The following is a 24,805-nucleotide window of genomic DNA, read 5'->3' on the forward strand; positions in this document are numbered from 1 at the left end:
TGCTGGAGTCGCAGTTGCAGGCCAATCAGTTGACAGGCGCGCAGGCCGTCTCGACGGTCAATCTGATTCGCGCGTTGGGCGGCGGGTGGTACAGCTAACGATGCCGCTGGGATATCGATTCAAGTTAGCTTCATTTCCTGACGCGGCTTCGATCAGGACCAGAGGCGCGCGTTTACAAAAAGTTGCAAAAACGATATCGCATCAATTGGAATTTCACGAAATTCGGCTTGTAAAATAATCAGAATGAAAATTCATTGGAAATGTAATGTTTGAAATGTAATTTTTTATAAATTGATTTGCTTCAATTGGTAATGGAAATTTCCGTTCCGCTAGAGGCGGCCTTCATATTGCAGATACTGACATGGCCTAGAAATAAAAGTCTCAGTAGTCTTCTGCGTATTATGGAAGCGAAATTCCATAATAGGAAAAAATGAAAAAAATATTTGATTATTTATCTTTGAATAAATATAATTTGATCTTGTCCGACGGGTCCTGTTCATCATGATGTTCATTCGTTGAATCGACCATGTGATGGTGAGGGCTATCTGTGCCCGAGTCGTCATGTGCGAGCCGATCTCTCGTAATCGGGGCCGGTGGGGAGTCGCATGAATGCAGGAGACGATATGGCGACGGGTCATTCCATACTGAAGATGTTGTCCGATTTTCTTGATCGTTGGACAGGTCACGACATGGTGTTGCCCCACGCGTTAGCCGAGCAAATTCGCGCGGAACTCTTGATGAACAAACATTCGCATGCGGTCTCTTCGGGAGGGTTCGTATCCGTATGCGAGGCAATGCCCGATGCATCGGCGATTGCATCAAGCATGCCCTCGGCAATGCCAGTCGAAGGGCGGAACCGCACCCTGCCTTGGGTGCGGGCGAACACGCGGGGTGCGTACCCCGTATCGGATTGCGGGGAGCGGCCGATATAAATGCAGCCGCGACGCAGACGCCTGCGTTGACGGTACGGCCCATATGTCTAGAAGCGTGCGGCTCAGCACGCCGAAAAATCTCGATGACCCAGATGCAGTCGGGGTGCGATGTCGGAAGGAGTGACGCCGACGTCGCGCTGGCGTGCGCCAGGAAGACGAGACGCATTGAGAAGCAGGCCGATGTTCATCCACGAGGGAAACGATGTCGATCAAGCGTATTGGATTTACAACCGCATTCGCGCACGGCCGGGCGCATGACTTTCCTGCCGGCCGCGCATTCGGGCGTCCGCATGCAATGAGCGGGGCGCGTGGCCAGTTCGGTATGCCGTAGTCGTACTCAGCACGATCCATTGTGTCCCGATGAGTGATTGGCAGATGCGCCATCATGTGCCGATGGCGCTGTTCGAACCATAGATCGGCATCGCGCGATCTCGCCGGCATTCACGGCACCGAACTCAAAACTCACCGCTTTGCCGCATTGGCTATACGCCGATTCGATCGGCAGGGATGCGCATTGGTATTTCCCCACTCTACATATCGATATCTATAAGAATTGGAGGCAATATGTCTGACCCGGTTTTTTTTGAGTTTTCGACATCTCCTTATTCATCCTCAGATAAACTCGATGCATGGCGCGATCAGAACGTATTGGCCCAGGTGGTACCCGGAAATCGCGGCATTTCAAACGATTCCACGATTGACAGTCATTTTCACGGCATTCATGTCAATCAATTGATGATTGGTAATGTAACGTACACCACGAAGTATCAGGACGATCCGGTGAGTTATGACGCAATTCGCTGTGACAAGCGGATTCGCGAAGACGGGTTTGATCATTATTTTTTCAGAACGAGCAAGGAAAATGCATGGCGTGCGAGCAAGTTCGACAGTGTCGAACACGTGCTGCCTCATCAGATCGCCATCGCCGACTTGACGAAGCCTTACCAGGTGGAGGTACATGCGGGGAGCTTCGTTGTGCTTATGGTGCCGCGCAAACTGATTCCATTCGATTTGTCCGAGCGCCACGGCACGGTCGTCAGCGGCACGCTGGCCGCACTGACGAGTCAGTATCTCCACTCACTGGTGACGAAGCTACAGGACATTTCCGCAGCGGAAGTTCCGAATGTCGCCCAGGCAACCTTGGGTATGCTGACCGCGATGTTGATGCCGACGAAGGATAATCTGCACCAGGCCCAATCCGAGTTGAAGGTCGAAATGTTCGGCCGCATCAAGAAGTACATCGCCGCGAATCTGGCATCGCCCGCGCTGAGTGTCGAGTCGATTTGCAAAGAGGTCGGATTATCGAGAGCGAGTTTGTATCGGCTGTTTGCCGAGAATAATCTCGGCGTCAATGAATATATCAAGGTGGCCAGACTGCGGAAGATATATTTGATACTTTCGATGCAAGGCGAGCCGAAGCGGCGGCTCTCAGATATCGCTTACCAGTATGGTTTTTATAGCGTGTCCACCTTGACGAGAGACTTCAAAAAATACTTTGGATTTACACCCAAGGAAATCCAAAGCGCGGTATGGGGCGCCAATCTAAAGATGAGAGAGCGCTCCGACAGGACGGCGCGGGATTACAAGGGATGGCACTACGTTTGAACGAAATCCTGGTGTACGCGCGCAAGGGTGGATGGCGCATCGACGGACGACCCCGCTGGGCGCCTTCTAACAGGCGCTTCATCTTGAAGCGCGCGTGATATTTCGACGCCGGCCAAAGGTGAGAATTTTCGGGATTGGGAACGGGGTGGATCGCCGCCGGCTTTAATGCGGGCCCCTCACTACAGCCGCTGCTGTTTCGCAAGCGTGAGCACGCGCGCCCAACGCAGTGCATCGCGCTTGCTCCGCATCGGCAGCGTCCATTCGGCGTGCTCTGCGTCGCGCACGGCGACGATCAGATACCAACGCTCGTCGCGTATCTCAACGCGGCAAGCGCCGAGGTCGCTCAGCGTATAACGGCCGTTCACGCCATTTTGCGAGAGCCACAGTAATCCTTTCGTCGTCGATACGCGCAAGTAGCCCCAGGTGCGTTGCACCACATGCGTCCAGCCGTCGTTGTGCGCGTTCGGTGCGATTTCACGGTAACGCCTGACCCAAAAGGCGATCGCAGCCACAAGCAATACGGCGGCAGCGGCGGCCAAGCCTATCGCGGTCGTGCTGCCCAGCCAAGTGGCCATCGCATCGAAGGCGAGAACGGCGCCCCACATCAGTGCGGCGAGCACGAGTGGAATGAGCAGAAGTGGCATGGTTGTCGACGGAAAGAAAAAAAGCGCGGCCGATGTAAACCGGCCGCGGATTGGCAGCAACGTTGAAAGAGCGTTACCGGATTCGGTGGATATCGTGCGTAACGAAGCCCGCGTCGTTGTTGGGCAGGTCGAGGCCGTCGCTCACGGAGAGCGTCTTGCGAATATCAGTGAGCCCGGCATTCCAGTGATCGCGCATCGTCGACAAGCCGAATTGCACGTCTTTGTACTGGTGCTCGTAGGATTTCTGTTGGTAGATCAAGTGCTGCACGTTGTAGCTGCGGCTGCACGACAGCTCTTCGGCTTTTTGGCACCATGGATCCTGCTTGCGCACGTCTTCGGGCACTTGCTCGAGTACCCGGCGCAGCACGTTGCGGAACCGTTGCTCGCGTTGCAGCATGTCGGTCACGAAGCGCGTGCGGCTCGAGTACTGGACGTCTTTGGTGCGTTCGGCAACATCGTTCAGCGATTCCGGCAACGGTCCGTGCGCGCTCCACAGATCGACCTGGAAGACGAGCGTGTTGCGGCGCGGCGTTGCGCGCAGCACCTCCATGAGCGGCGTGTTCGACACCACGCCGCCGTCCCAATAGAACTCGCCGTCGATTTCGACGGGCGGAAAGCCGGGTGGCAGCGCGCCGGACGCCATGAAGTGCTCGGGCCGCAACGTCGTTTTCGTGTTGTCGAAATACGCGAAGTTGCCGGTGCCGACATTGACCGCACCGACCGATACCCGGATTTCGCCGGAATTGATCCGGTCGAAGTCGCACAGCTTGAGCAGCGTCGCACGCAGCGCAGACGTATCGTAATAGCTGACCTTCTCGGGCGGCTGCGTCATGTTCGGCAACAGCGGCGGAAAACGCGGCACGAAAAAGCCGCGCTGTCCTTGCAGGAACGCGCTGGCGGTTTGCGTTGCGGTCAGCATCGAGCGTAGATGCTCGTGGCTGTTGAACAGCGCGTGCTCGAACGCGGCCGGCAGCGACGGGAAGAAGGCGGGCTGGCAGATCGTCTCCCAAAACTCCCGCAGCCGCTCGACGCGCCGCTCGGGCGGATTGCCGGCGATCAACGCGGTATTGAGCGCACCGATCGAGATGCCGGCGATCCAGTTGAGCGGAATCCTCGCATCATGAAGCCCTTCGAACACGCCGGCTTGATACGAGCCGAGCGCGCCGCCGCCTTGCAGCACGAGTGCGATCGTTTCATACGGCAGATCGCGGGCCGGCACGTGTGGTGCACTTGCTTCGTTGTGCAGGATTTCCGGGTCGACCGCCTGCTTCTCGGTCCGGGCGCGCGGTTTCATTGCATGAACCAGCCGTGGCTGACGATGAACGATTGGCCGGTGAGTGCGGCGCTCGGGAATGCCGACAGGAACAGCACCGTCTTTGCGACATCCTCGACGGTGGTGAACACGCCGTCGACCGTTTGGCCGAGCATCACTTTCTTCACCACTTCGTCTTCGCTGATGCCAAGCTCTTTCGCTTGTTCGGGAATCTGCTTGTCGACGAGCGGCGTGCGCACGAAGCCGGGGCACACGACATGCGAGCGCACGTTGTGCTTCGCGCCTTCCTTCGCGAGCACGCGCGCAAGACCGAGCAGGCCGTGTTTGGCGGTTACGTAGGCCGACTTGAGGGGCGACGCCTCGTGCGAATGCACCGAGCCCATATAGATGACGACGCCGCCGCGATCGTCCTTGTACATATGCTTGAGCGCGGCCTTCGTGGTCAGGAACGCGCCGTCGACGTGGATCGCCTGCATCTTCTTCCAATCGGCAAACGGATAGTTCTCGATCGGATTGACGATCTGGATACCCGCATTCGACACGAGAATGTCGACCGAGCCGAACGTCTGGGCGACCTTGTCGATGCCGGTGTTGACCGCGTCCTCATTCGTCACGTCCATTGCGACGCCAATTGCCTTGCCGCCCGCTTGCTCGATTTCCGCGGCGACCGCATTGGCACCGTCCTGGTTCAGGTCAGCGATCGCAACGGCCGCGCCTGCGCGAGCGAGTTCCAGCGCGATTTCCTTGCCGATGCCGCTTGCGGCGCCCGTCACGACCGCGGTTTTGCCGTTCAGATTGCTCATGATCGAATTCCTATGGAGAATGGGGTGGAAGAAAAAATGACGCGCGTCACTGCGCGAGGTAATCGTAGACGACTTCGCCCAAGCCGAGTGTCAAATCGGCGATCAGATGGCGCGCCTCGACGACTTCGAGCACCGGCAGATCGGCAACGGGCGCAAGCGCGTGCTGCGAGAGCGACAGCGCAGCGGGGCCGGTCCATGCGCCTTTCATCGTGATGTCCTGCAGGTAATAGCGGACGAGTTCGCACACGCGCGGCGAGCCGTCGACGTGTGGAATGATCTTGAGCAGGAAATTCGCTCCACCGAGGCGCTTGGCTTGCTCGGCGATATCGAGTTCCTTGTGCTTGTAGCCCATCGTGCCCGTCGCGACGCGCACGGGGCCATAGTCGAGCGTGCCGAGCAGCGTATCGATGTGGGTCTCGAGCGTCGGCTGTGCGAGTTTTTTCGGGAAGCCCCACAATTCGCGGCCTCCCGCAATCGGCGGATGGTCGTTCAGGTACATGGCGAGCGTGTAGCTGCCCGGCTGACCATTGAATTCGACGGGAATCACCTGTCCGCTCTCGGTGTAATCGCCGAAACCCGTCGAATCGGGCATCCGGATGAATTCGTAATGGACGAGAGGCTCGGTGACTTTCAGCGGCTCCGGAACGATTTCGCGCAGGCGATCGATGTCGGTGCGATAGGTGATGATCAGAAATTCCCGATTGACGAAACGGTACGGACCCATTGGGAATGCCGGGCTTGTAAGAGGCATCGCAAAAGCTTTCGATCGAACGTCGCTGGATTTCATGGGTACTCCTTTCGTGGTCGTTTCGTTGGCAAGCAAGAGCACTCGCTATGCTAAGCGCGGCCGCGGTACTTGTGCGGTGCCGCACTTGGAAAAGATTATTGCGAAAATTAGTAAAACGAAATGACAAATTTTGACAATTGTGCAGTGGCGGTTTGGCGCGAATATCAGGCGGGAAGATTGGTTGTCAGGCGTTCGAAATATTTGGAATAAAAGAGAAAGGTGAGCTTTTTCGGGGAAGGAGTGGTGAGTGATTACGGGGAAAGGAAAGGTGGGCTGGCTTACCAAGAAAGGCCGCGCGATTGAACTTTCATCGAACTTGTGTTCTCGAACCCGCGCGTTGTTAGAATCTTCGACTTTCCTTTGGTTTTGTGGCGCTTCGGGTATTAAGTTGTTCTTAAGCATGTGCTTTTTAGCATTGGACGAACTTCACTACTCGATGCCGTGCGATTCCGCCACTGTTTTCGTCCCATGCAAAATCTTAATCTCGCCATTTTTTCCGCGCTCAACGCGGGTTTGACGCCCAATTCAGCCGTTGCCCATTTTGGGGTGTTTGCCGCTGACTGGCTCGTGTACGCGGTGCCGATTCTGCTGCTGCTGACCTGGATCATGGGCGCGCGCCCAACTCGACGGCAGGCAATCGAAGCCGGTCTTGGCGCGTGCGCGGCGCTCGCGTTCGCGCAGGTGATCGGCTATTTCTGGTACTCTGCGCGGCCGTTCGCACTCGGTATCGGCACGCAACTCGTGCCGCACGCGCCGGACAGCTCATTTCCAAGCGATCACATGACCTTCGTTGCGAGCATTGCGGCGGGCCTTATCGTCGCGGCGGGGACGCGCACGGCGGGCATCGTGCTCGCGCTCATCGCGGTGGTGGTCGGATGGGGGCGTGTTTATGTCGGCGTGCACTGGCCGTTCGACATCGCGGGCGGCGTGTTGGTCGGAACGGCCGGTGCGCTGGCCGTTCATTTGTACGGCCGTCCGTTGACGGCGCTGCTTGATCGGATCGGCGAGGCGGTGCATGCCGCCACATTCGCACGGCTGCACGGCAAGTCGATTCGCATCGACTGATTATTCAGGCTGATCGGCGCTCACGAAGTGACGAATCAACCGGGCGTTTTCGCTTCGGCGGCATCGTTTGCGGCGGCGTGTTCGGCGTTCGTGCCGCCATGCAATTCGACGCTTTCATTCTGCCGCCGATGCGCGGCTTCGCGATCGGGCACACCGTCTTTCAGGATCGCGCACATCGCGACGAATAGCCCGATCGCGATTGTGGCAAGACTGCAATAGCCGGCAATCCTGAGCTTCTTCCCAATACCGGCGGAGTTGGATGGATGGGGCATGGTGTATCGGGCAACGATGCACAACGCGCGAACGCTTGCTTCGGCGTTCATGACGAACCACGCCGGCGTGCGCCGTGACACCTTCGCCGGCGCAAACGCAGGCCGTCAAAATAGATATAGAACATTGCACGTGCGGATGCAACGGCGGCAACAGCCGCCGATCGCAATGCGCCTGCGGCTTGCCGGCGCGATGGGGGACGCCGGCTATCGCGGGCCACGGGCTTAGTCGTCGAGCGATTCGTGAACCGCGCTCGCGCCGCGCTTCCAATACGCGGCTGCTCGAATCCGTGATTTCGCGATGCCGCGCGCGCCGCACAGATGCTCGCGCACGGCGCGCATCTCGGACGCTTCGCCGGCAGCCCATACATAGCCGTCGCCTGCCGGCAGCGGCAAATCGCGCAGCGCGCTGACCAGTTGACTCGCACCGTTTGTGGTTTGCGCCGCATCGTTCCGATGGAGCCAAACCCGATACAGATTCGTGCGGGTGGCAAAGTCGATCTGCGCAGACGGATCAGCAACTTCCAGCACCACCGTGACGCGCGCGCCGGCCGGCAATTCTTCGAGCCGCCGGGCGATCGCGGGCAACGCGGTGTCGTCGCCGATCAGCAGATGCCAGTCGAAATCCTTCGGGATAACGAATGAGCCGCGCGGGCCGCCGATGCCGAGCATTTGCCCGACCTGTGCGTGCGCCGCCCATTGCGATGCCGGACCCGGATGATGCAGCACGAAATCGAGATCGAGTTCGCGCGCGTCGCGATCGTAGCGGCGCGGTGTGAAATCGCGTGCAACGGGGCGCGGCCGGTCTTCGGGGAACACGATGCCGTTCGGGCCGAGTTCGGGGCGCGCGGGCGCGTCTTCGCCGGGAGGCGGAAAAAATACCTTCACGTGATCGTCGAACGACGCGGATTCGAAGTCGTGCAATTCATCGCCCGTGAGCGTGACGCGCATCAGATGCGGCGTGACGGCACTGACGTGCTTGACTTGCAGCAAGCGAAATTTCAGTGGGTGGCGCACGCGTGCGACCATGCGCTCGGTCATCGGTTGGGTCATGAAGCGGTTCTCCTTGAAAAGCCGATGCGGGCGCTCAGTCCGTTGTCCGGCCTTCGATTTCAGCGGTGGCGCGCCGCAAGATCGCCGCGATGCGGCGTTGCTCGTCGGCGCTCGCGCCGCTCTTGCGCAGCAGCGCATGTTTTAGCGCCATCCGCGCGTCAACGAATTCCTGAAGCCAGCCGCGCGTATCGTCGTCGGCCGGTGCGTCGCCAGCGAATGCGCGGCGCATGAATTCCATCTTGCGGCCGAGGTGCTCGAGCTTCGCAAACAGCATCTCGACACGTTCGCGCTGCGCGTTCAAATGCGCACGGCCGGTATCGGCAAGCGCGTAGCGCTTGCGATTGCCTTCCGCTTGCACCGTTACGTAGCCGAGTTCCTCCAGATACGTAAGCGCGGGGTACACCATGCCGGGGCTGGGCACGTAAAAGCCGCCCGAGCGGGTGTCGAGCGCCTTGATCAGTTCATAACCGTGGCTGGGCTGATCGGCGAGCAGCGCGAGCAGCAGCAGTTGCAGGTCGTCCGCGCTGAACTGGCGGCCGCGTGGCAATGCGTCGTCGTTGCCGAAGCCGTTCGGGCCGCCGCCGAAGCCGCTGCCGAAACCTTCGCCGAACGGCCCGAAGCCGTGCCGGCCGCCGCCGCCGCGCCGGCGACCGCCGATCATGTGCCGCATGTGATGAAACATCGCGAACGGTCCGTGACCAAGCCATTCGTGGCTGAACGGGTCGCGGCCGAATCGTTCACGATGATGATGTTCATGGGCGTATCGCCCGTGGCCGGATACATCGTGCATGCCGTCCATACGGCGCGAGAACAGATGAGCATGGCGCATCTCAGGACTCCAATGTGTTTTTAGATGTATCTAAAGATATATATCGAAAGATATAAAGTCAACATGATTTTTGGGGGATGGGAGGAGGGAAGTCGCTTGTTAGGCAGATGCGGGTGCTCGACGAATGCGAGCTTTTCTCGAAGAGGGATTCGAGTAATTGATAGGTAAAAACTATGAAGCAGCCGGCACCGAGCTAGTCCCGATGCCGCCGGTCTGCGGCCACGGAAAGATTTATGGCCAAGGTTGAATCAATTTCGCGTGAGTGGCCTGTCCGGCTCAAACCGGAGAATTGTTCCGAGCCGGCTCCGCATGGCGCCGCGCTGGGATGGGGAGCGCCATCGTCGATCTCCTTGAGCGCGTTTGCGTCAAAGGCTCACATGCCGGTGGAATCCGGAAAGCGCAGGGTGAAAGTCGTACCGGCGTCGCCGCTTGTCGCGTCGATGCTTCCGTGGTGCAGCTCCATGATGGATTTCACGATGGCGAGCCCGAGGCCCGCGTTCCTGGACGACCCGTGCCGTGCGGTGTCGACTCGATAAAAGCGCTCGAAAATTCGGTCGATGTGCTCGGGCGAGATCGGCTGTCCGTGATTGGTTACCTCGATGACGGCATGTCCTCCCGAGCAACTCGAAGCCAGCACGACCGTCGATCCGGCCAGCGCGTGGTCGATGGCGTTTGACACGAGATTGCCGAGCGCCCGGCGAAACAACGTCGCATCGGCCGATACGCGGGCGCTGCCCTGGACCACGATATCGATGCGCTTCTCGTCAGCGACGCTCTGGAAGTAAGAGGCCAGCCGCATCAGTTCGTCACCGGATTCGAGAGCTGACAGCTTGAGGGGTTGCCGCGCGTTGTCGGCACGTGCGAGGAACAGCATGCTTTCGATCATCCGTTGCAGGCGCTCGCATTCCTCGATGTTCGAGCCGATCAACGTCTCGTATTCGTCACGCGTTCTCGGCCGCGACAATGTGATCTGCGACGAGCTGATCACGTTGGCGAGGGGGGTGCGCATATCGTGAGCGAGGTCGGAAGAGAATTGCGAGAGGCGCACGAACGCGCGCTCGAGCCGATCCAGCATGCGATTGACCGACGACGCGAGTTCGCGCAGCTCGAGCGGGCCACCGCGTATGTCGAGCCGCTCGCTCAAATTGTGCGCCTCAATCGTCGAGGTCTGGCGGCCCAGGCTTTCCACCGGGCGAAGGCCTCGGCGGGCGATCGCATAACCCAAGCCGCCGAGCAATGCCGCGCCGGCTGCGACCGCAAGCCAGATGTCGACGCAATAGTTTTCCATAAGCGACTGCCGGTCAGTCGCGGTTCGCACAAGTGAGACCTGTATGTCGTCGCCGGAGGGCAATCTGTCACGCGCGAAAATGCAGCGCGACAGCCCGATGCCCTCCGGCTCGCACGTATATGGAACACGAGGCGGATGGCCGCCGGTGGCGATCGATTTCAACGTCGCGCCTGGCGCGGCCGTGTGCTCGATTAGCGGATTGTTCTGCGCGTCGTAGATACCGAGGTAGACGCCGGGGTGCGAGAGAAGCGCCTCATGGAACATTGCGGGAGTTGCGCGAACGCGCTGTGTCGAACCGCTGGCGTGAGCCAACTGCAAAAACTGACTCAGCTTGCCGCTGATCTCGATATCGTCACGCCGCTGCAATTCAGTCGACAGGGACCGATAAAGATAAGCACCAGTCAGCGCAAACGCCATGCCGGCGACGGCGGCAAAGGCGAGCGTCAACCGTGTGAGCAGCGAGTAAGGCGCCGCCTTTTCCGTCATGAGCGGTCCTCGAGCACGTATCCCATGCCTCGGATGGTGTGGATCAGCTTTTTGTCATATGAATTATCGACTTTGGCACGCAAGCGCTTGATCGCGGCGTCGACGACGTTCGTATCGCTGTCGAAGTTCATGTCCCAAATCTGCGATGTGATGAAAGTACGCGTCAAAACCTCGCCTTCCCGTTCAGCTAGAAGCTGCAGCAACGCGAATTCCTGTGCGGTCAGCTCGATGCGATTGTCGCCGCGGCGCACCCGCCGCTTGAGCAGGTCGATCTCCATGTCCGCAATGAGCAGAATGTCCCGCACGCTCCTCGGTGCGCGCCGGAGCAACGACCGGATACGCGCGAGAAATTCCGCGTAGGCAAACGGTTTGAGCAGATAGTCGTCGGCGCCGAGTTCAAGCCCGGTTACTTTGTCCTCGATCGCGTCGCGGGCGGTAAGCAGCAGCACCGGCATCTGCTTTTCCGCTCGCAGGCGCTTGAGTACCTCGAACCCGTCCAGTTCCGGGAGCATGACGTCGAGCACGACGAGGTCAAAATTTTCATGTAGCGCGAGGAACAATCCGGTTTTGCCGTTCTCGGCGACATCGACGGTATAGCTCGCTTCCGTCAGCCCCTTTCGGAGGTATGACGCCATTTTGGGTTCATCTTCGACTATGAGTATCCGCATGGAAGTGCAATAGGCCTATCGACGGGCTCGGCAGGGCACGCGCTGCGCCCAGCATACGGGTGGGAAAGGGCGTGAAAAATGACGGCTGGATGACAATTTTTTCATGAATCCGCGATGGCTGCGGCCGGCGAGCACGGCCGTCATCGCTGGATGAAAAAATGATCATTTTTCGACCACGCCTTCGTCACATATCGGCCGATAAGCTAGATCCCGGCTATCCCGCTGGTGGCCACACCCGGATACGTTATCGAAGTTATCGTAGCGAACTGCCCGTGCTAAGCTCCGCCCCCATGTCATATTGGCGCAATTTCTTCATCGTCGTGCTGTTGGCGCTGAGCCTGCCGGTTCAGTCGTTCGCGGCTGCCTCGATGAAATGCGCCAGCGTGCTTGCCAAAGCCGGCGAAACGCCAATCGTTCATGCCGAACAACGCATGTCCGAGCATCATCACGACATGCCCGCAACGGCGCTCGCGGCCGACGACCATCACGCTCGTCACCACGGCGGCAGCCATCACGCACATTCATGTTCGACATGTGCGGCCTGCTGCTTCGGCACCGGGTTACCGGCGGTGCCGGCCGTCGTCATATCCTCGGACGCAACACGCGTCGTCGTATCCATTGCGCCTGGTGCCGGTGTCGTGTCTTTCCTGACCGACGGCATCGAGCGACCTCCTCGCTACGCCCTCGTCTGATGCTTCCCCGCAAGTAGCGCGCGGGATGTGCCATTCGTACTGACGCTCCTGTGTGGACCCGTCAGATGATTTACGACGAGAAAATCTATGCGACTGATTTCTGCGGCGCTGCTGGGCGCGGCGGCTTCATTGCCGACGCTCGTGCACGCCACAAAAACGATTCCCGATCCGACGGATGCAGCGGCATCCGTCCCGGCGATTTCGGCTGCGCCGGCCTTCGACGGCTATCGCCGATACAACGATGCCGACAACCTGACTTGGCCGCAACTCAATCAAGCGGTCCAGGGTAAGCCAGCCGGCGGCGGCATCATGCACGGCGGCGAGATGAACGAGTCAGCCGGCGATCGCAAGTCGAATCGTTCGCAACATGGAAAGCCCGCCAAATGATGAAACGATTCGTTTCAACGCGCATGAGCGCGGGTGTTGCCTTCATGGCGCTTCTGGCCGGCTGTACCACCTTCTCGAAGGACGGCGGGTTTGGTGCGGTGTCGTCGATCACCACGGAGCGCCTCGGCAAGGACGCGGTCATCGTCAAAACCGATACCGATCGGGACGCAGTGGCCAAGCGGACGCAGCAATTGCTTGCCAAGCCGCTCTCGATGGACGACGCCGTCCAGATCGCTCTGCTGAACAATCGAGGATTGCAGGCATCGTATGCGGAATTGGGGCTTTCGGAAGCCGATCTGGTGCAGGCGGGGCGGCTGCCGAACCCGGGCTTCACGTTCAGCCGCACGCGAGCGGGCAATGGCGATCTGAGCATCGGCCGTGCGTTTTCGGCGAACGTACTGAGCATCCTGACCTTGCCGTTTGCCGCACATATCGAGGGCCGACGCTTCGAGCAAACGAAACTCGAGACTGCCGACGCGATGCTGAAGCTCGCAGCCGAGGCGCGGCGCGCCTACATTAACGCAGTGGCTGCCGAGCAGGCCGCCCACTACGCGAACCAGGTGAGGGACTCCGCTGACGCAGGGGCCGAATTGGCTTCGCGCATGCGGCAGGCGGGGAACTTCAGCAAGCTCGATTATGCGCGGGAGCAGGCGTTCTACGCCGATTCGATCGCGCAGGCCGCCAAGGCCCGGCAGCTAGCGGTATCGGCTAGGGAGAAACTCACACGCACGATGGGCGTATGGGGTACCGGCACGCAGTACACGTTGCCTGATCGCTTGCCGGATCTGCCGAAGGAACGGCCGGAACTGAAGGATCTCGAGCAGTTCGCGATGCAGAACCGGCTCGACATCCAGGCGGCGAAGCTGCGCACGCAGGGGGTTGCCTCGTCTCTGGGCCTGAGCAACGCAACGCGGTTCATTAACGCACTCGATATCGGCTATCAGAACAACTACGAGACCGACAAGGGCCACGAGCACGGCTACGAAATCAGTATCGAAATCCCCATTTTCGATTTCGGCAGCGCCAAGGTCGCCCGCGCGCAGGCCATCTACATGCAGTCTGCGAACCGGCTTGCCCAAACGGCGATCGATGCGCGATCGGAGGTGCGCGAGTCGTATTCCGCTTACGCCAGCAGTTACGACGTCGCGAAGCACTATCGCGACGAGGTCGTGCCGATCCGCAAGACGATCTCTGACGAACTACTGCTTCGCTACAACGGCATGCTCGTCAGTGTTTTCGAACTACTCGCCGACTCGCGCGAGCAAGTCGGTGCGGTGAACAGCTATATCGACGCGTTGAAAGATTACTGGCTCGCGGAAACGGATCTCCAGCAAGCGCTGGGCGGACGCCTGCCGCAAGCCGGCGCTGCGCCGGCCGCGCCAACGCCGACGGACGCGCAATCGTCGGCGAAACCGTCCATGGCAACGATGGCGCAACCGGCGCCGGCATCCACGGCACAACCGGCGCACGAAATGCATTCGGAAGGTAAATAACATGGTGTCCCGTCGACAATTCCTCAGCGGCTCGGGGGCCGCAATCCTCGGCGCCGCGATGGTCAGCAAGGCCGGCGCGGCTTCGTTGCCGGAAGCGCCAACCATGGCGAAGGCGACGATGCAGCCGCCGCTCGTGCCGCCCAATGGCCGCCCATACACACCGGTCGCGACGTTGAACGGCTGGACGTTGCCGTGGCGGATGAAGAATGGCTGGAAGGAGTTTCATCTGACAGCCGAGCCCGTGGTGCGTGAAATGGCCCCCGGGATGAAAGCAAATCTGTGGGGCTACAACGGCCAGTCGCCGGGCCCGACGATCGAGGCTGTCGAAGGCGACAAGGTCCGCATCTTCGTTACCAACAAGTTGCCCGAGCACACGACGATCCATTGGCACGGGATGCTGCTGCCGAGCGGGATGGACGGTGTCGGTGGCTTGACGCAGCCGCATATCCCGCCCGGCAAGACGTTCGTGTACGAGTTCCAGCTCGAGAAGCACGGCACCTTCATGTATCACCCGCACGCCGACGAGATGGTGCAGATGGCGATGGGCATGATGGGCATGTTCATCGTGCACCCGAAAGACCGTAGCGTCATGCCGGTCGACCGCGATTTCGTGTTTCTGCTGTCTGCCTACGATATCGAGCCGGGCAGCTTCACGCCACGCGTCAACGAGATGACCGACTTCAACATGTGGACCTTCAACTCGCGCGTGTTCCCTGGTATCGATCCGTTGCCGGTTCGGGCCGGCGATCGCGTGCGAATCCGGTTTGGCAATCTGACGATGACGAACCACCCGATTCACTTGCATGGTTACCACTTCGAGGTGGCGGGTACGGATGGCGGCTGGATTCCGCCAGCGGCCCGTTGGCCGGAGGTGACGGTCGACGTTGCGGTCGGCCAGATGCGTGCGATCGAATTTACCGCGGACCGGCCGGGAGATTGGGCGTTTCATTGCCACAAATCGCATCACACGATGAATGCGATGGGGCACAGCGTGCCGACCATGATCGGCGTGCCGCAGAAAGACTTGGCCAAGCGCATCAACAAGCTGGTGCCCGACTACATGGCAATGGGCAGCACCGGTGGCGCAATGGGCGAGATGGAAATGCCGCTGCCCGACAACACGCTGCCGATGATGACGGGTACGGGTCCATTCGGGCCGCTGGAGATGGGCGGCATGTTCACGGTCGTCAAGGTTCGGCGCGGGCTCGGGCGGAACGACTATCGCGATCCCGGCTGGTTCAAGCATCCCAAAGGCACCGTTGCATACGAATACACCGGCGAATTGCCGGACAGCTGATTGACACAACAAGGCCGGGGCCACCCCCCAAGCGTTGGTTTCATCACCTCAACTCTGGAGATAGCACGATGAAGAAAGCACTGTTTTCAATAGCAATGGGCTGCGCGCTGGCGTTCTCTGCGTCGACGTATGCAGCAGGCGATATGAGCAACATGAACATGAGCGGCGACGCAAAGCAAAGCGCCGACGCACCGGGCAGCATGTCGCACGGCGAAATCAAGAAGATCGACACGGCTGCAGGCAAGCTGGCCATCAAGCATGGTCCGCTCGAAAACCTCGGTATGGGAGCGATGACGATGGTGTTCAAGGCCAAGGATCCGGCGATGCTGTCGCAGGTGAAGGTCGGCGACAAGATCGATTTCGTTGCCGAGGAAGTCAACGGCGCCTTGACCGTCGTCAAGCTGCAGAAACAGTGATGACAAATGACGGGGGTGCGCATGCCGCAGTCCCCGTTTCATTCTTCGAGATAAGCAACAATATGAAGACTTCGACTCTCAGACATTTCGCCGGCCTCGCTATCGCTGGTGCTGTTGCATCCGCGCCCCTCGCCGCGTTCGCACACGGCAAACTGGAAAGCGCAACGCCGGCGCCGGGCAGCACCGTCGACGCTACGCCAGACGCATTGCGCCTGACTTTCAATGAAGACCTCGAGTCGACCTTCAGTTCGGTGAAAATCGCCGATGCGACCGGTGCACCGGTGACGAAGGAAAAAGCGAAGATCGATGCGACCAATCCGCGCGTCATGACGCTTGCCGTACCGAAGCTCGCATCCGGCGCGTATACGGTTCAGTGGGCTGTCATGACTGCGGACGCGCACAAGACCAAGGGTGTCTACACGTTCAAGGTGAAGTAATGAACGACGGGTTCCTGGGCATCCTGCGTCTGATCGCGGTGGCGATTCAGAATGTTGGCTTCGCGGTGATCGTGGGCGGGTTACTCAGCAGCCGTTGGCTTGTGCGGGGAGACTCCACGTGGCGAGCCGGCGTTGGCCGCCGGCTCGCCATGACAATTCGGATGGCGTCCATTCTTTCTCTGCTGGCGAGCATGCTGTCGTTCTGGGCACATTGTGCGTTGATGAGTGATTCGACGCTGCTCGAGGCTGGGCCTGCCGTGTGGTCCATGCTCGTAGGAACCGGCTTTGGACATGCGTGGCTGGCCGGGGCGATTTTCATGCTTTGCGTTGTCGTATTGGTATTCCTGCGCCAGGGCAGCGAGAAGCGCTTCGCGTTGGGGATATGGGTTGCATTGGCCTGCGTTGCGTTGGCGCGCAGCAACAGCGGTCATCCGGTCGATACGGGGCCCTTCAGCCTGCCGGTGTGGGTGGACTGGTTGCATCTGCTGGCCATTAGTACGTGGGTGGGGCTCGTTCTGGTGACGACCTACGTCGTGATGCCGAGCCTGCTTGATGCGCCTGCAAGCGAGCGGCAGACCAGTGCGTCGTTCGTGCAATCGCTCTCAGACGCGTCGACTTATGCATTGATGATTTTGTTCAGCACCGGGGCATACAACGGATGGAGATGGATCGATACGCCGGTGAATCTAGGGGGATCGGCATACGGCCAGATTCTTTTGTTGAAACTTGTGCTCGTGCTGGTTGCGGCCGCGCTCGGCGGACATAACCGCTTCTTCGAGATGCCGACGCTGCTGTCGACGCTCAGGATACCGACGAAATCAGAATTTACTAAGCCGCTTCGGCGCTTCGGTGCTGTACTCCACGTCGAATCCCTGATTCTACTGGGCGTTCTGACGGTTGCTGCCGTGCTCGTTTCGAGTCCGTTGCCGGGAACGACGTGATTCGTCCGATGCATTCCGTTCGTGCACGTCGCCGAGTCACTCATGGGAGAGCGATTCGTAATGGATCTTGTCTTTGTCAGCCCGGCTGATTAGGCCGGGCTTTTTTAGGTAACCGCGCGTGGTGCCGCAGGGTACGACTGAAAATAAAAGCAGCATGATCAAAAAATCATCTTCATGTCACGGTCCGATCAGGGCTACCTCTTCAGAATAGATCTCAATGGAGCCGTAGGTGCGGCTGCGTACTTCACAATGGAGAGAAAACATGAAACTTGAAATCATTGCTGCCGTCGTTATTTCCGCTTTCGCCTCCACGTCTGCATTTGCCGATGGCGGTCACGCCTATCCCGTTGTCGCACTAGACAGCAGCGCCGTCGCTGGCGCCAGTGTGACTTCGCCCGCGGCGTTGCAGGCACAAAGCGCAAATACCGTATCGTCAGGCAAGACTCGGGAGCAGGTTCGGCAAGAGCTGATCCAGGCTTATCACGATGGTTTGTTGCCGACGAGCAAGCTCGACTATCCGCCTAGCGAAGCGACGATCGCACGCAACAAGGAACTCCACCGGCTGGTTGAGCCGAAGTGGGCCGCTCAACATTGATGCACGCGTCGCTGTTCAAAACCTGGCGCGGCGTGTTCCGAACGGCCGCGCATTCAACCTGGCTGGCTCGTGCTCGACACGAGCAGACAGACCGCTCGCGCAATCCAGGCCAAGTTTGATGCAGTCGCTGAATGGCGTAACTTGTCTCTTGGCCAGGCACGCAAGCGCTGTACTCAAATTCAGCATGAACTCGTCGTGGCGCTCGTATCGAGCGTATGTTTCGGGGCCTAAACATCATTGCAATTGCGCTGCAATCGGCGGTATCGCAGGACTATAATGCGGCCTATGAAATTGCTCCGGACTATCCTCCTGTTGTTGCTTTGCGCGATGCTGCCCATCAGTGGGTTGGCAGCGAGCGGGCTGACCGGCGAATGTCCGATGCAGCAATCCATGTCCATGGACTCGGATTCGAGTATGTCCGCCGATATGCGCGGCTGCGATTCGATGAACTCGTCGTCGCCGGGAAAAGCCGCTGCGAAGGGCGTGTTCTGCAAGGCCACCGCCGAGTGCCAGTTCGGCAGCCTCTATCATCCAACGGCATGTGCCGACGTCAGCCGTCCTGCGGCGTTGGTCTGCTCGGTCGTCTTCCACTACGTCGATTCACTTCCGGTTCGCGACCCCAATGGGCTGTGGCGACCTCCGCGTCTCATCTAATCCCACGCTGACAGGTTCACCGCGCATGCGGTGAGGTTCGTCCTATGCCAGGACGTGGAATCCCTATGGGATTTCGCCGTTGGGGTTAGACCATGCCATTTATTTTTGGCACGCCGCGCGGTCGGCGTGCTCTTCGGCGCGTGCCCATCCTTGTTGCCGCGCTGCTTGTCGCGGGCGTCGGGCATGCGCAGCAAGCTCCTTTCACGCTCGACGCGGCCCTGCAGTCGGCCAGCGACCATTCGGCATCGATGCAAGCCGCGCAAGCGTCCATCCGTGCCAGCTCGGAGGCGGCCGTCAAGGCCGGCCAACTTCCTGATCCGATGCTCAAAGCCGGTATCGATAACCTGCCGGTGAACGGGCCGCAGCGGTTCACGGTCGGTCAGGATTTCATGACGATGCGGCGCATTGGCATCGAGCAGGAGTGGGTGTCCGGCGACAAGCGGCGTCTTCGTTCGGCGCTGGCCAGCGAAATGGTCGGGCGCGAGCGGGCCGGTTATCTGATGCAGCTCGCAAATGTCCGCCAGCAAACCGCGGCTGCCTGGCTCAACGCCGTCTACGCAAAGCAAGCCGTCGCGCTCCAGCAAGCATTGCTGGCTCACATGACGCACGAACTGGCGGCTACCCAAGCCTCCTACCGCGGTGCGAAGGCCAGCGCGGCCGATGTAGTCCAGGCGCAAGCGATGCTGGCACAGACGCGAGACCAGGTACTCAAAGCGCAGCAGACCTACCAAACCGCACTCATTGCGCTATCGCGTTGGACGGCGGTACCCGTATCCGATGTGAGCGGTGAACCGCCGGCGCCGGAATCGTTCGTGTCGTCGTTGCCGCCCGACGAATTGCGCCTTTCGCAGCCGACACTCGTGGCGGCTGCCGACGATATCGCGGTGGCCGAAGCCGATACTGCAGTCGCGAACAGCGAACGCAGTCCGAACTGGACGTGGGAAGTCGCTTACCAGCAGCGCGGCGGTGCGTATTCGAACATGGTGTCGGTGGGCGTGACCATCCCGCTGCCGCTGAACCGAAAGAACCGTCAGAACCGAGACGTCGCCGAAAAAGCCGAACTGGCGACGAAGGCTCGGTTGATGTACGACGACACGCTTCGGCAGATCCAGACCGATATCCGCACGCAGTCCGCTACGCTGACGAGCGGCCGCGAGCGTATCGCCAACCTGAGCCGGTCGCTTCTGCCTGCCGCTGACCAGCGCGTGCAACTCGCCGACGCTGCCTACCGGGCCGGCACCGGCTCGCTTGCGGACACGTTTGCTGCCCGCCGCGCGCAATTGGAAGCGCAGCTTCAAGTGCTCGATCTGAAGCGCGAGGTGTCGCAAACCTGGGCCCGGCTCGAATATCAAGTGGTTCCGTCAACGATGGCCGTAGCCCAGTGAAGGAGCGCAACATGACGAAGAAACCACTGATGCGCGCAATTTTTGCGGCATTCGCCGGCGCAGCGTTGCTTGGCGCAGGCTATTTCGCCGGCACGCGCCATGCCTCGACGAACGAGACGGCGATGTCTGCCGCCAACGCCGCTTCGGGCGACAAAATCGACCCGAAGACCGGCCGGAAGGTGCTGTACTGGCACGACCCGATGGTGCCGAGCCAGCACTTCGACAAGCCTGGTAAGTCTCCCTTCATGAACATGCAACTCGAACCGGTTTACGCCGATGAAGGCGGCAGTGCGTCCGGCATCAAGATCGACTCGGGCCTGCAGCAGAATCTCGGGATTCGCTATGCGACCGTTCGCCGGCAAGAGACAGCGGCTGGATTCGACGCGGTCGGCACCACACAGTTCGACGAATCCCGCTCGGACGTCGTTCAATCGCGTGTGACCGGTTACATCGATCACCTGTACGCCAGTGCGCCGATGCAGCGCATCGCCAAGGGCGCGCCGATCGCATCTCTGTTCGTGCCTGACTGGCTGGCACCGCAAGAGGAATATCTTGCGCTCAAGCGCGGCGGGCTGGATAGCAGCCTGCTCGATGCGTCGCGTGCGCGGATGCGTGCACTGTCGATTCCGGACGGCGTGATCGCGAGCCTCGACAGGACCGGCAAAGCGCAAACCCATGTCGTTCTATCGTCACCGGAGACGGGCGTCGTTAGCGAACTCAATGTTCGGGACGGCGCGATGGTGGCACCCGGGCAGACGTTGGCAAAGATTGCCGGCCTGTCGAAGCTCTGGCTGATCGTCGAGATTCCGGAGGCGCTTGCGCTGACGGTGCAGCCGGGAATGGCGGTCGACGCGACGTTTGCCGGTGATCCGGCGCAACACTTCACCGGGCACATCCGCGAAATCCTGCCGGGCATCAGCACGAGCAGCCGCACGCTGCAGGCTCGCCTGGAAATCGACAATGCATCGCTGAAACTGACGCCCGGCATGCTGATGCGTGTGCGCGTCGCCGGCCGGAAGAACGTTTCTCGATTGCTCGTGCCGTCCGAAGCGGTCATTACCACCGGCAAGCGATCGGTCGTCATCGTTAAGAACAGCGACGGTCGCCTGCAGCCTGCCTCGGTAACCATCGGCAATGATGCCGGCGACGAAACCGAAGTGCTCAGTGGATTGAACGAAGGCGATACCGTCGTCGCGTCGGGACAGTTCCTCATCGATTCGGAGGCGAGCCTCAAGTCCGTTCTGCCACGGCTTGAAGGAAACGCCGGCTCGAATGTAGCGATGCCCGCATCGGGTCCGGCCACCGCCGTGCAATCTTATGAGACCACCGGCAAGGTCGAAAAGGTCACGGCCACGGACATCACGTTTTCTCACCAACCCGTGCCGGCGCTCGGCTGGGGGGCGATGACGATGGCGTTCAACAAGCCGGCTGCAAACGCCTTTCCTGACGTAAAGGCCGGGCAGACCGTGCATTTCGTCTTCGAGCAAACGGACGACGGCTACCAATTGACGAAGGTTGAACCGCTCGGAGGCGCCAAATGATTGCGCGTGTCATCCACTGGTCCATTCACAACAGGCTCCTGGTGCTGCTCGCGACCGTGCTCATCGCTGCGTGGGGCGTTTACTCGCTCAAGGAAACGCCGCTCGACGCATTGCCCGACCTCTCGGATACACAGGTCATCATCAAGGCTTCGTATCCCGGCAAGGCTCCGCAGGTCATCGAGGACCAGGTGACGTATCCGCTGACAACGACGCTGCTCGGCGTACCGGGCGCGAAGACCATTCGCGCGTACTCATCGTTCGGCGATGCATTCGTCTACGTGCTGTTCGACGACAAGACTGATCAGTATTGGGCACGCTCACGTGTGCTGGAGTACCTGAATCAGGTACAAAGCCGTCTGCCTCAGGGCGCGACCGTTTCGCTCGGACCCGACGCGACGGGTGTCGGCTGGGTATACGAGTACGCACTCGTTGACCGGAGCGGGAAGCACGACCTCGGGCAGTTGCGTGCACTCAATGACTGGTTCCTCAAGTTTGAGCTGAAGTCGGTGCCTGATGTCTCCGAAGTCGCCAGCATTGGCGGCATGGTGCGCCAATACCAGGTCGTATTGGACCCCGACAAGTTGCGCGCCTATGGCATCACGCAATCGACGGTTGCCGATGCGCTTGGCAAGGCGAACCAGGCGTCCGGCGGCTCGGTCGTCGAACTCGCCGAATCCGAGTATATGGTGCGCTCGTCCGGCTATCTGCGCTCGCTGGATGACTTCCGCCATATCGTGCTCCGCACGAACGACACTGGCACGCCCGTGCTGTTGGGCGACGTTGCGCGTATCCAGATCGGTCCGGAGATGCGCCGCGGCATCGCCGAGCTGAACGGCGAAGGGGAGGTCGCTGGTGGCGTCATCGTCATGCGTTCGGGCAAGAACGCTTTGAACACTATCGGCGCGGTAAAGGCAAAGCTCGAGGATCTGAAGCACTCGTTGCCAGCCGGCATCGAGGTTGTCACGACTTACGACCGCTCGCAGCTTATCGAGCGCGCGGTCGGCAACCTGAAAGACAAGCTCATCGAGGAATTCATCATCGTTGCGCTCGTCTGTGCAGTATTTCTGTTCCATCTGCGCAGCGCGTTCGTCGCCATTTTGTCGCTGCCGCTTGGCGTGCTGGCTGCATTCATCGTCATGCGTTACCAGGGCGTGAATGCGAACCTGATGTCGCTGGGCGGCATCGCGATTGCGATCGGCGCGATGATCGACGCGGCCATCGTGATGATCGAAAATGCACACAAGCATTTGGAAGCCTATGAGCATGAGCATCCGGAATTGCGGATATCAATGGCGCATCGTTGGAAGCTGATCGCGACGTCTGCAGCGGAAGTCGGGCCGGCGTTGTTCTTCTCGCTGCTCATCATCACGCTGTCGTTCGTTCCTGTCTTCTCGCTCGAAGGCCAGGAAGGCAAGCTGTTTTCGCCGCTCGCCTTTACGAAGACGTACACGATTGCCGCTGCCGCCGGATTGTCCGTGACGCTTGTGCCCGTGCTGATGGGCTATCTGATCCGTGGGCGCATTCCGCATGAAAACGCGAACCCCATCAACCGCGTGTTGATTCAACTGTACAAGCCACTACTTGACGGAACACTGCGGCGTCCATGGTTCGCGATCGGTCTGGCGGCCGCTGCATTGGCGCTGACGATTATCCCGATCTCGCGGCTCGGAGGCGAGTTCATGCCGCCGCTCGATGAGGGCGACTTGCTGTACATGCCGACTGCACTGCCCGGAATGTCGGCGGCAAAGGCATCGGAGCTGTTGCAGCAGACTGATCGGCTGATCAAGACGGTGCCCGAGGTGGCAACGGTATTCGGCAAGTCCGGACGCGCCGATACGGCGACCGACCCCGCGCCGCTGGAGATGTTCGAGACGACGATACAGTTCAAACCACGTGATCAGTGGCGGCCTGGCATGACGCCGGAGAAGCTCGTCGACGAGTTGGACCGGACCGTCAAGGTGCCGGGCCTGTCGAACGTCTGGGTACCGCCGATCCGGAACCGGCTCGACATGCTGTCCACGGGTATCAAGACGCCGGTCGGGGTCAAGATCTCAGGGCCCGACCTGACGCAAATCGACAGCATTGCGACGCAGGTCGAAGCGGCCGTGAAGAACGTGCCCGGCGTGACATCCGCGCTGGCGGAGCGACTGAACGGCGGCCGATACATCGATGTCGACATCGATCGGCTCGCGGCCGCACGATATGGTTTGTCGGTCGCGGACATCCAGTCGGTCGTGTCGTCGGCTGTCGGTGGCGAAAACGTCGGCGAGGTGATCGCCGGCCGCGAGCGCTTTCCGATCAATATCCGTTATCCACGCGAAGTCCGGGACTCGCTTGAAAAGTTGCGGCAGTTGCCCGTCGTCACGGACCGAGGTGCGCAAATTCAACTCGGCGACGTTGCGCACATCACGATCGCCGACGGTCCGCCGATGATTCGTAGCGAGAATGCGCGGCTGTCCGGCTATGTGTACGTGGATATCCGCAATACGGATCTTCAGTCCGCAGTGCAGGCCATGCAGAAGGCCGTTGCGCGGCAGGTCAAACTTCCGCCAGGCTATTCAATCGCCTGGTCGGGACAGTTCGAGTATCTGGAGCGGGCAGCGGCAAAGCTGCGTATGGTCATCCCCGTTACGCTCGCCGTCATCTTCGTGCTGCTGTTCCTGACGTTCAATTCCGCAGCGGATGCATTGTTGCTGATGTCGACCGTGCCGTTTGCACTCGTCGGCGGGTTCTGGCTCATCTGGATGCTGGGGCACGCGGTCTCCGTCGCAACGTCGGTCGGTTTCATTGCCCTGGCTGGCGTGGCCGCCGAATTCGGCGTCGTGATGCTACTTTACCTGAAGGGTGCATTGAACCGGCGGCTGGAAGCGGGCGAGCCGCTCACTGAAGCATTGCTGCTTGATGCGATTCGCGAAGGCGCTGTGTTGCGTGTGCGGCCGAAAGCAATGACGGTCGCGGTCGTGCTGGCCGGCCTCATTCCCATCATGATGGGGCAGGGTGCCGGCTCCGAAGTCATGCAGCGTATTGCCGCCCCGATGGTGGGTGGCATGATTACTGCGCCGTTGCTTTCCATGTTCGTGATCCCGGCTGCCTGGTTGTTGCTGCAGGGCCGTCGTGTGCGAGCGGCCAGTGATGCACCAACGTTCGATTCAATACCATCTGGCTCGAAAACGGGTTTTCCCCGGTCTGGAGAAAACCGATGAAGAGCCTGTTCGTTTCCGTCTGACGCAATGGCGCGTTTGGACGGAGGAGCCGTTCACGAATA

At 60.1% G+C, this 24,805-nt stretch carries 23 protein-coding genes; 14 read left to right on the top strand and 9 right to left on the bottom strand.

Annotated elements, in window-relative coordinates; translation table 11 throughout:
- Positions 1–1,496: 1,496 nt before the first annotated feature.
- Positions 1,497–2,537: an AraC family transcriptional regulator gene (locus BSIN_RS07795; RefSeq protein ID WP_159935898.1), complete on the top strand. Its 1,041-nt coding sequence runs from the start codon at positions 1,497–1,499 to the stop codon at positions 2,535–2,537.
- A gap of 179 nt (positions 2,538–2,716) precedes the next feature.
- Here BSIN_RS07795 and BSIN_RS07800 read toward each other — a convergent pair whose 3' ends face one another.
- The 4 genes from BSIN_RS07800 to BSIN_RS07815 all read right to left on the bottom strand — a co-directional run bounded on the left by BSIN_RS07800 (position 2,717) and on the right by BSIN_RS07815 (position 6,044).
- On the bottom strand, positions 2,717–3,181 hold the full coding sequence (locus BSIN_RS07800; protein ID WP_089340113.1) for a hypothetical protein: 465 nt from the start codon (positions 3,179–3,181) through the stop codon (positions 2,717–2,719).
- Positions 3,182–3,254: 73 nt separating this feature from the next.
- Positions 3,255–4,475 (bottom strand): patatin-like phospholipase family protein, encoded by a 1,221-nt coding sequence (locus BSIN_RS07805; RefSeq protein ID WP_089340070.1) that lies wholly within the window; start codon positions 4,473–4,475, stop codon positions 3,255–3,257.
- The gene (locus tag BSIN_RS07810; protein WP_089340071.1) at positions 4,472–5,257 is read right to left on the bottom strand and encodes a 3-hydroxybutyrate dehydrogenase; all 786 of its coding nucleotides are present in this window, start codon (positions 5,255–5,257) and stop codon (positions 4,472–4,474) included. The genes BSIN_RS07805 and BSIN_RS07810 overlap by 4 nt, the downstream gene beginning before the upstream one ends.
- 46 nt (positions 5,258–5,303) lie before the next feature.
- Positions 5,304–6,044, bottom strand: coding sequence for an acetoacetate decarboxylase (locus tag BSIN_RS07815; protein ID WP_089340072.1), 741 nt, complete (start codon positions 6,042–6,044; stop codon positions 5,304–5,306).
- Between the two features lie 468 nt (positions 6,045–6,512).
- On the opposite strand from BSIN_RS07815, the gene BSIN_RS07820 reads away from it, so the two are divergent.
- Positions 6,513–7,109: an undecaprenyl-diphosphatase gene (locus BSIN_RS07820; protein WP_089340073.1), complete on the top strand. Its 597-nt coding sequence runs from the start codon at positions 6,513–6,515 to the stop codon at positions 7,107–7,109.
- A 35-nt stretch (positions 7,110–7,144) separates the two neighbouring features.
- On the opposite strand, the gene BSIN_RS07825 is transcribed toward BSIN_RS07820, so the two are convergent.
- The 5 genes from BSIN_RS07825 to BSIN_RS07850 form a co-directional block, all read right to left on the bottom strand.
- The gene (locus BSIN_RS07825; protein WP_089340074.1) at positions 7,145–7,381 is read right to left on the bottom strand and encodes a hypothetical protein; all 237 of its coding nucleotides are present in this window, start codon (positions 7,379–7,381) and stop codon (positions 7,145–7,147) included.
- A gap of 222 nt (positions 7,382–7,603) precedes the next feature.
- Complete coding sequence (locus BSIN_RS07835; protein WP_089340075.1) at positions 7,604–8,431, bottom strand: siderophore-interacting protein; 828 nt, start codon at positions 8,429–8,431, stop codon at positions 7,604–7,606.
- Positions 8,432–8,465: 34 nt separating this feature from the next.
- Positions 8,466–9,113 (bottom strand): PadR family transcriptional regulator, encoded by a 648-nt coding sequence (locus BSIN_RS07840; RefSeq protein ID WP_369828157.1) that lies wholly within the window; start codon positions 9,111–9,113, stop codon positions 8,466–8,468.
- 520 nt (positions 9,114–9,633) lie between these two features.
- On the bottom strand, positions 9,634–11,034 hold the full coding sequence (locus BSIN_RS07845) for a heavy metal sensor histidine kinase (RefSeq protein WP_089340077.1): 1,401 nt from the start codon (positions 11,032–11,034) through the stop codon (positions 9,634–9,636).
- Positions 11,031–11,702, bottom strand: a complete 672-nt coding sequence (locus tag BSIN_RS07850) for a heavy metal response regulator transcription factor (RefSeq protein WP_069235406.1) — start codon at positions 11,700–11,702, stop codon at positions 11,031–11,033. Before BSIN_RS07850 ends, BSIN_RS07845 begins: the two co-directional genes overlap by 4 nt.
- 158 nt (positions 11,703–11,860) lie before the next feature.
- Between BSIN_RS07850 and BSIN_RS07855 the strand changes: the two genes are divergently transcribed.
- From BSIN_RS07855 to BSIN_RS07910, 12 genes are all read left to right on the top strand, one after another.
- On the top strand, positions 11,861–12,394 hold the full coding sequence (locus BSIN_RS07855) for a hypothetical protein (RefSeq protein WP_256583693.1): 534 nt from the start codon (positions 11,861–11,863) through the stop codon (positions 12,392–12,394).
- Positions 12,395–12,481: 87 nt separating this feature from the next.
- Entirely contained in the window at positions 12,482–12,781 is a 300-nt protein-coding gene (locus tag BSIN_RS07860) for a hypothetical protein (RefSeq protein WP_089340079.1), read from the top strand.
- Positions 12,778–14,274 (top strand): TolC family protein, encoded by a 1,497-nt coding sequence (locus BSIN_RS07865; protein ID WP_089340080.1) that lies wholly within the window; start codon positions 12,778–12,780, stop codon positions 14,272–14,274. Before BSIN_RS07860 ends, BSIN_RS07865 begins: the two co-directional genes overlap by 4 nt.
- A gap of 1 nt (position 14,275) precedes the next feature.
- Positions 14,276–15,571, top strand: coding sequence for a copper oxidase (locus BSIN_RS07870; protein WP_089340081.1), 1,296 nt, complete (start codon positions 14,276–14,278; stop codon positions 15,569–15,571).
- A 68-nt stretch (positions 15,572–15,639) separates the two neighbouring features.
- Positions 15,640–15,987: a copper-binding protein gene (locus tag BSIN_RS07875; protein WP_089340082.1), complete on the top strand. Its 348-nt coding sequence runs from the start codon at positions 15,640–15,642 to the stop codon at positions 15,985–15,987.
- 62 nt (positions 15,988–16,049) lie between these two features.
- Positions 16,050–16,424 (top strand): copper homeostasis periplasmic binding protein CopC, encoded by a 375-nt coding sequence (gene copC / locus BSIN_RS07880; protein WP_059573236.1) that lies wholly within the window; start codon positions 16,050–16,052, stop codon positions 16,422–16,424.
- Positions 16,424–17,365 (top strand): CopD family protein, encoded by a 942-nt coding sequence (locus BSIN_RS07885; RefSeq protein WP_089340083.1) that lies wholly within the window; start codon positions 16,424–16,426, stop codon positions 17,363–17,365. The genes copC and BSIN_RS07885 overlap by 1 nt, the downstream gene beginning before the upstream one ends.
- A 262-nt stretch (positions 17,366–17,627) precedes the next feature.
- The gene (locus BSIN_RS07890) at positions 17,628–17,960 is read left to right on the top strand and encodes a DUF4148 domain-containing protein (RefSeq protein WP_089340084.1); all 333 of its coding nucleotides are present in this window, start codon (positions 17,628–17,630) and stop codon (positions 17,958–17,960) included.
- A 285-nt stretch (positions 17,961–18,245) separates the two neighbouring features.
- Positions 18,246–18,614 carry a hypothetical protein gene (locus tag BSIN_RS07895; protein ID WP_059573238.1) on the top strand — a complete coding sequence of 123 codons (369 nt, stop codon included), beginning with the start codon at positions 18,246–18,248 and terminating at the stop codon, positions 18,612–18,614.
- Positions 18,615–18,706: 92 nt separating this feature from the next.
- Positions 18,707–19,999, top strand: a complete 1,293-nt coding sequence (locus BSIN_RS07900) for a TolC family protein (RefSeq protein WP_089340085.1) — start codon at positions 18,707–18,709, stop codon at positions 19,997–19,999.
- Positions 20,000–20,010: 11 nt separating this feature from the next.
- Entirely contained in the window at positions 20,011–21,540 is a 1,530-nt protein-coding gene (locus tag BSIN_RS07905) for an efflux RND transporter periplasmic adaptor subunit (RefSeq protein WP_089340114.1), read from the top strand.
- Positions 21,537–24,743: an efflux RND transporter permease subunit gene (locus BSIN_RS07910; protein ID WP_089340086.1), complete on the top strand. Its 3,207-nt coding sequence runs from the start codon at positions 21,537–21,539 to the stop codon at positions 24,741–24,743. Before BSIN_RS07905 ends, BSIN_RS07910 begins: the two co-directional genes overlap by 4 nt.
- Positions 24,744–24,805: the final 62 nt, after the last annotated feature.

Origin of the sequence: Burkholderia singularis, assembly GCF_900176645.1 — a bacterium.
Classification (GTDB): domain Bacteria; phylum Pseudomonadota; class Gammaproteobacteria; order Burkholderiales; family Burkholderiaceae; genus Burkholderia; species Burkholderia singularis.

Bases quoted from the DNA above. Each gene is read 5' to 3' on its own strand.
- BSIN_RS07795 (WP_159935898.1), top strand. From the start codon at position 1,497: ATGTCTGACCCGGTTTTTTTTGAGTTTTCGACATCTCCTTATTCATCC.
- BSIN_RS07800 (WP_089340113.1), bottom strand. From the start codon at position 3,181: ATGCCACTTCTGCTCATTCCACTCGTGCTCGCCGCACTGATGTGGGGC.
- BSIN_RS07805 (WP_089340070.1), bottom strand. From the start codon at position 4,475: ATGAAACCGCGCGCCCGGACCGAGAAGCAGGCGGTCGACCCGGAAATC.
- BSIN_RS07810 (WP_089340071.1), bottom strand. From the start codon at position 5,257: ATGAGCAATCTGAACGGCAAAACCGCGGTCGTGACGGGCGCCGCAAGC.
- BSIN_RS07815 (WP_089340072.1), bottom strand. From the start codon at position 6,044: ATGAAATCCAGCGACGTTCGATCGAAAGCTTTTGCGATGCCTCTTACA.
- BSIN_RS07820 (WP_089340073.1), top strand. From the start codon at position 6,513: ATGCAAAATCTTAATCTCGCCATTTTTTCCGCGCTCAACGCGGGTTTG.
- BSIN_RS07825 (WP_089340074.1), bottom strand. From the start codon at position 7,381: ATGCCCCATCCATCCAACTCCGCCGGTATTGGGAAGAAGCTCAGGATT.
- BSIN_RS07835 (WP_089340075.1), bottom strand. From the start codon at position 8,431: ATGACCCAACCGATGACCGAGCGCATGGTCGCACGCGTGCGCCACCCA.
- BSIN_RS07840 (WP_369828157.1), bottom strand. From the start codon at position 9,113: ATGTTTCATCACATGCGGCACATGATCGGCGGTCGCCGGCGCGGCGGC.
- BSIN_RS07845 (WP_089340077.1), bottom strand. From the start codon at position 11,034: ATGACGGAAAAGGCGGCGCCTTACTCGCTGCTCACACGGTTGACGCTC.
- BSIN_RS07850 (WP_069235406.1), bottom strand. From the start codon at position 11,702: ATGCGGATACTCATAGTCGAAGATGAACCCAAAATGGCGTCATACCTC.
- BSIN_RS07855 (WP_256583693.1), top strand. From the start codon at position 11,861: ATGATCATTTTTCGACCACGCCTTCGTCACATATCGGCCGATAAGCTA.
- BSIN_RS07860 (WP_089340079.1), top strand. From the start codon at position 12,482: ATGCGACTGATTTCTGCGGCGCTGCTGGGCGCGGCGGCTTCATTGCCG.
- BSIN_RS07865 (WP_089340080.1), top strand. From the start codon at position 12,778: ATGATGAAACGATTCGTTTCAACGCGCATGAGCGCGGGTGTTGCCTTC.
- BSIN_RS07870 (WP_089340081.1), top strand. From the start codon at position 14,276: ATGGTGTCCCGTCGACAATTCCTCAGCGGCTCGGGGGCCGCAATCCTC.
- BSIN_RS07875 (WP_089340082.1), top strand. From the start codon at position 15,640: ATGAAGAAAGCACTGTTTTCAATAGCAATGGGCTGCGCGCTGGCGTTC.
- copC (WP_059573236.1), top strand. From the start codon at position 16,050: ATGAAGACTTCGACTCTCAGACATTTCGCCGGCCTCGCTATCGCTGGT.
- BSIN_RS07885 (WP_089340083.1), top strand. From the start codon at position 16,424: ATGAACGACGGGTTCCTGGGCATCCTGCGTCTGATCGCGGTGGCGATT.
- BSIN_RS07890 (WP_089340084.1), top strand. From the start codon at position 17,628: ATGAAACTTGAAATCATTGCTGCCGTCGTTATTTCCGCTTTCGCCTCC.
- BSIN_RS07895 (WP_059573238.1), top strand. From the start codon at position 18,246: ATGAAATTGCTCCGGACTATCCTCCTGTTGTTGCTTTGCGCGATGCTG.
- BSIN_RS07900 (WP_089340085.1), top strand. From the start codon at position 18,707: ATGCCATTTATTTTTGGCACGCCGCGCGGTCGGCGTGCTCTTCGGCGC.
- BSIN_RS07905 (WP_089340114.1), top strand. From the start codon at position 20,011: ATGACGAAGAAACCACTGATGCGCGCAATTTTTGCGGCATTCGCCGGC.
- BSIN_RS07910 (WP_089340086.1), top strand. From the start codon at position 21,537: ATGATTGCGCGTGTCATCCACTGGTCCATTCACAACAGGCTCCTGGTG.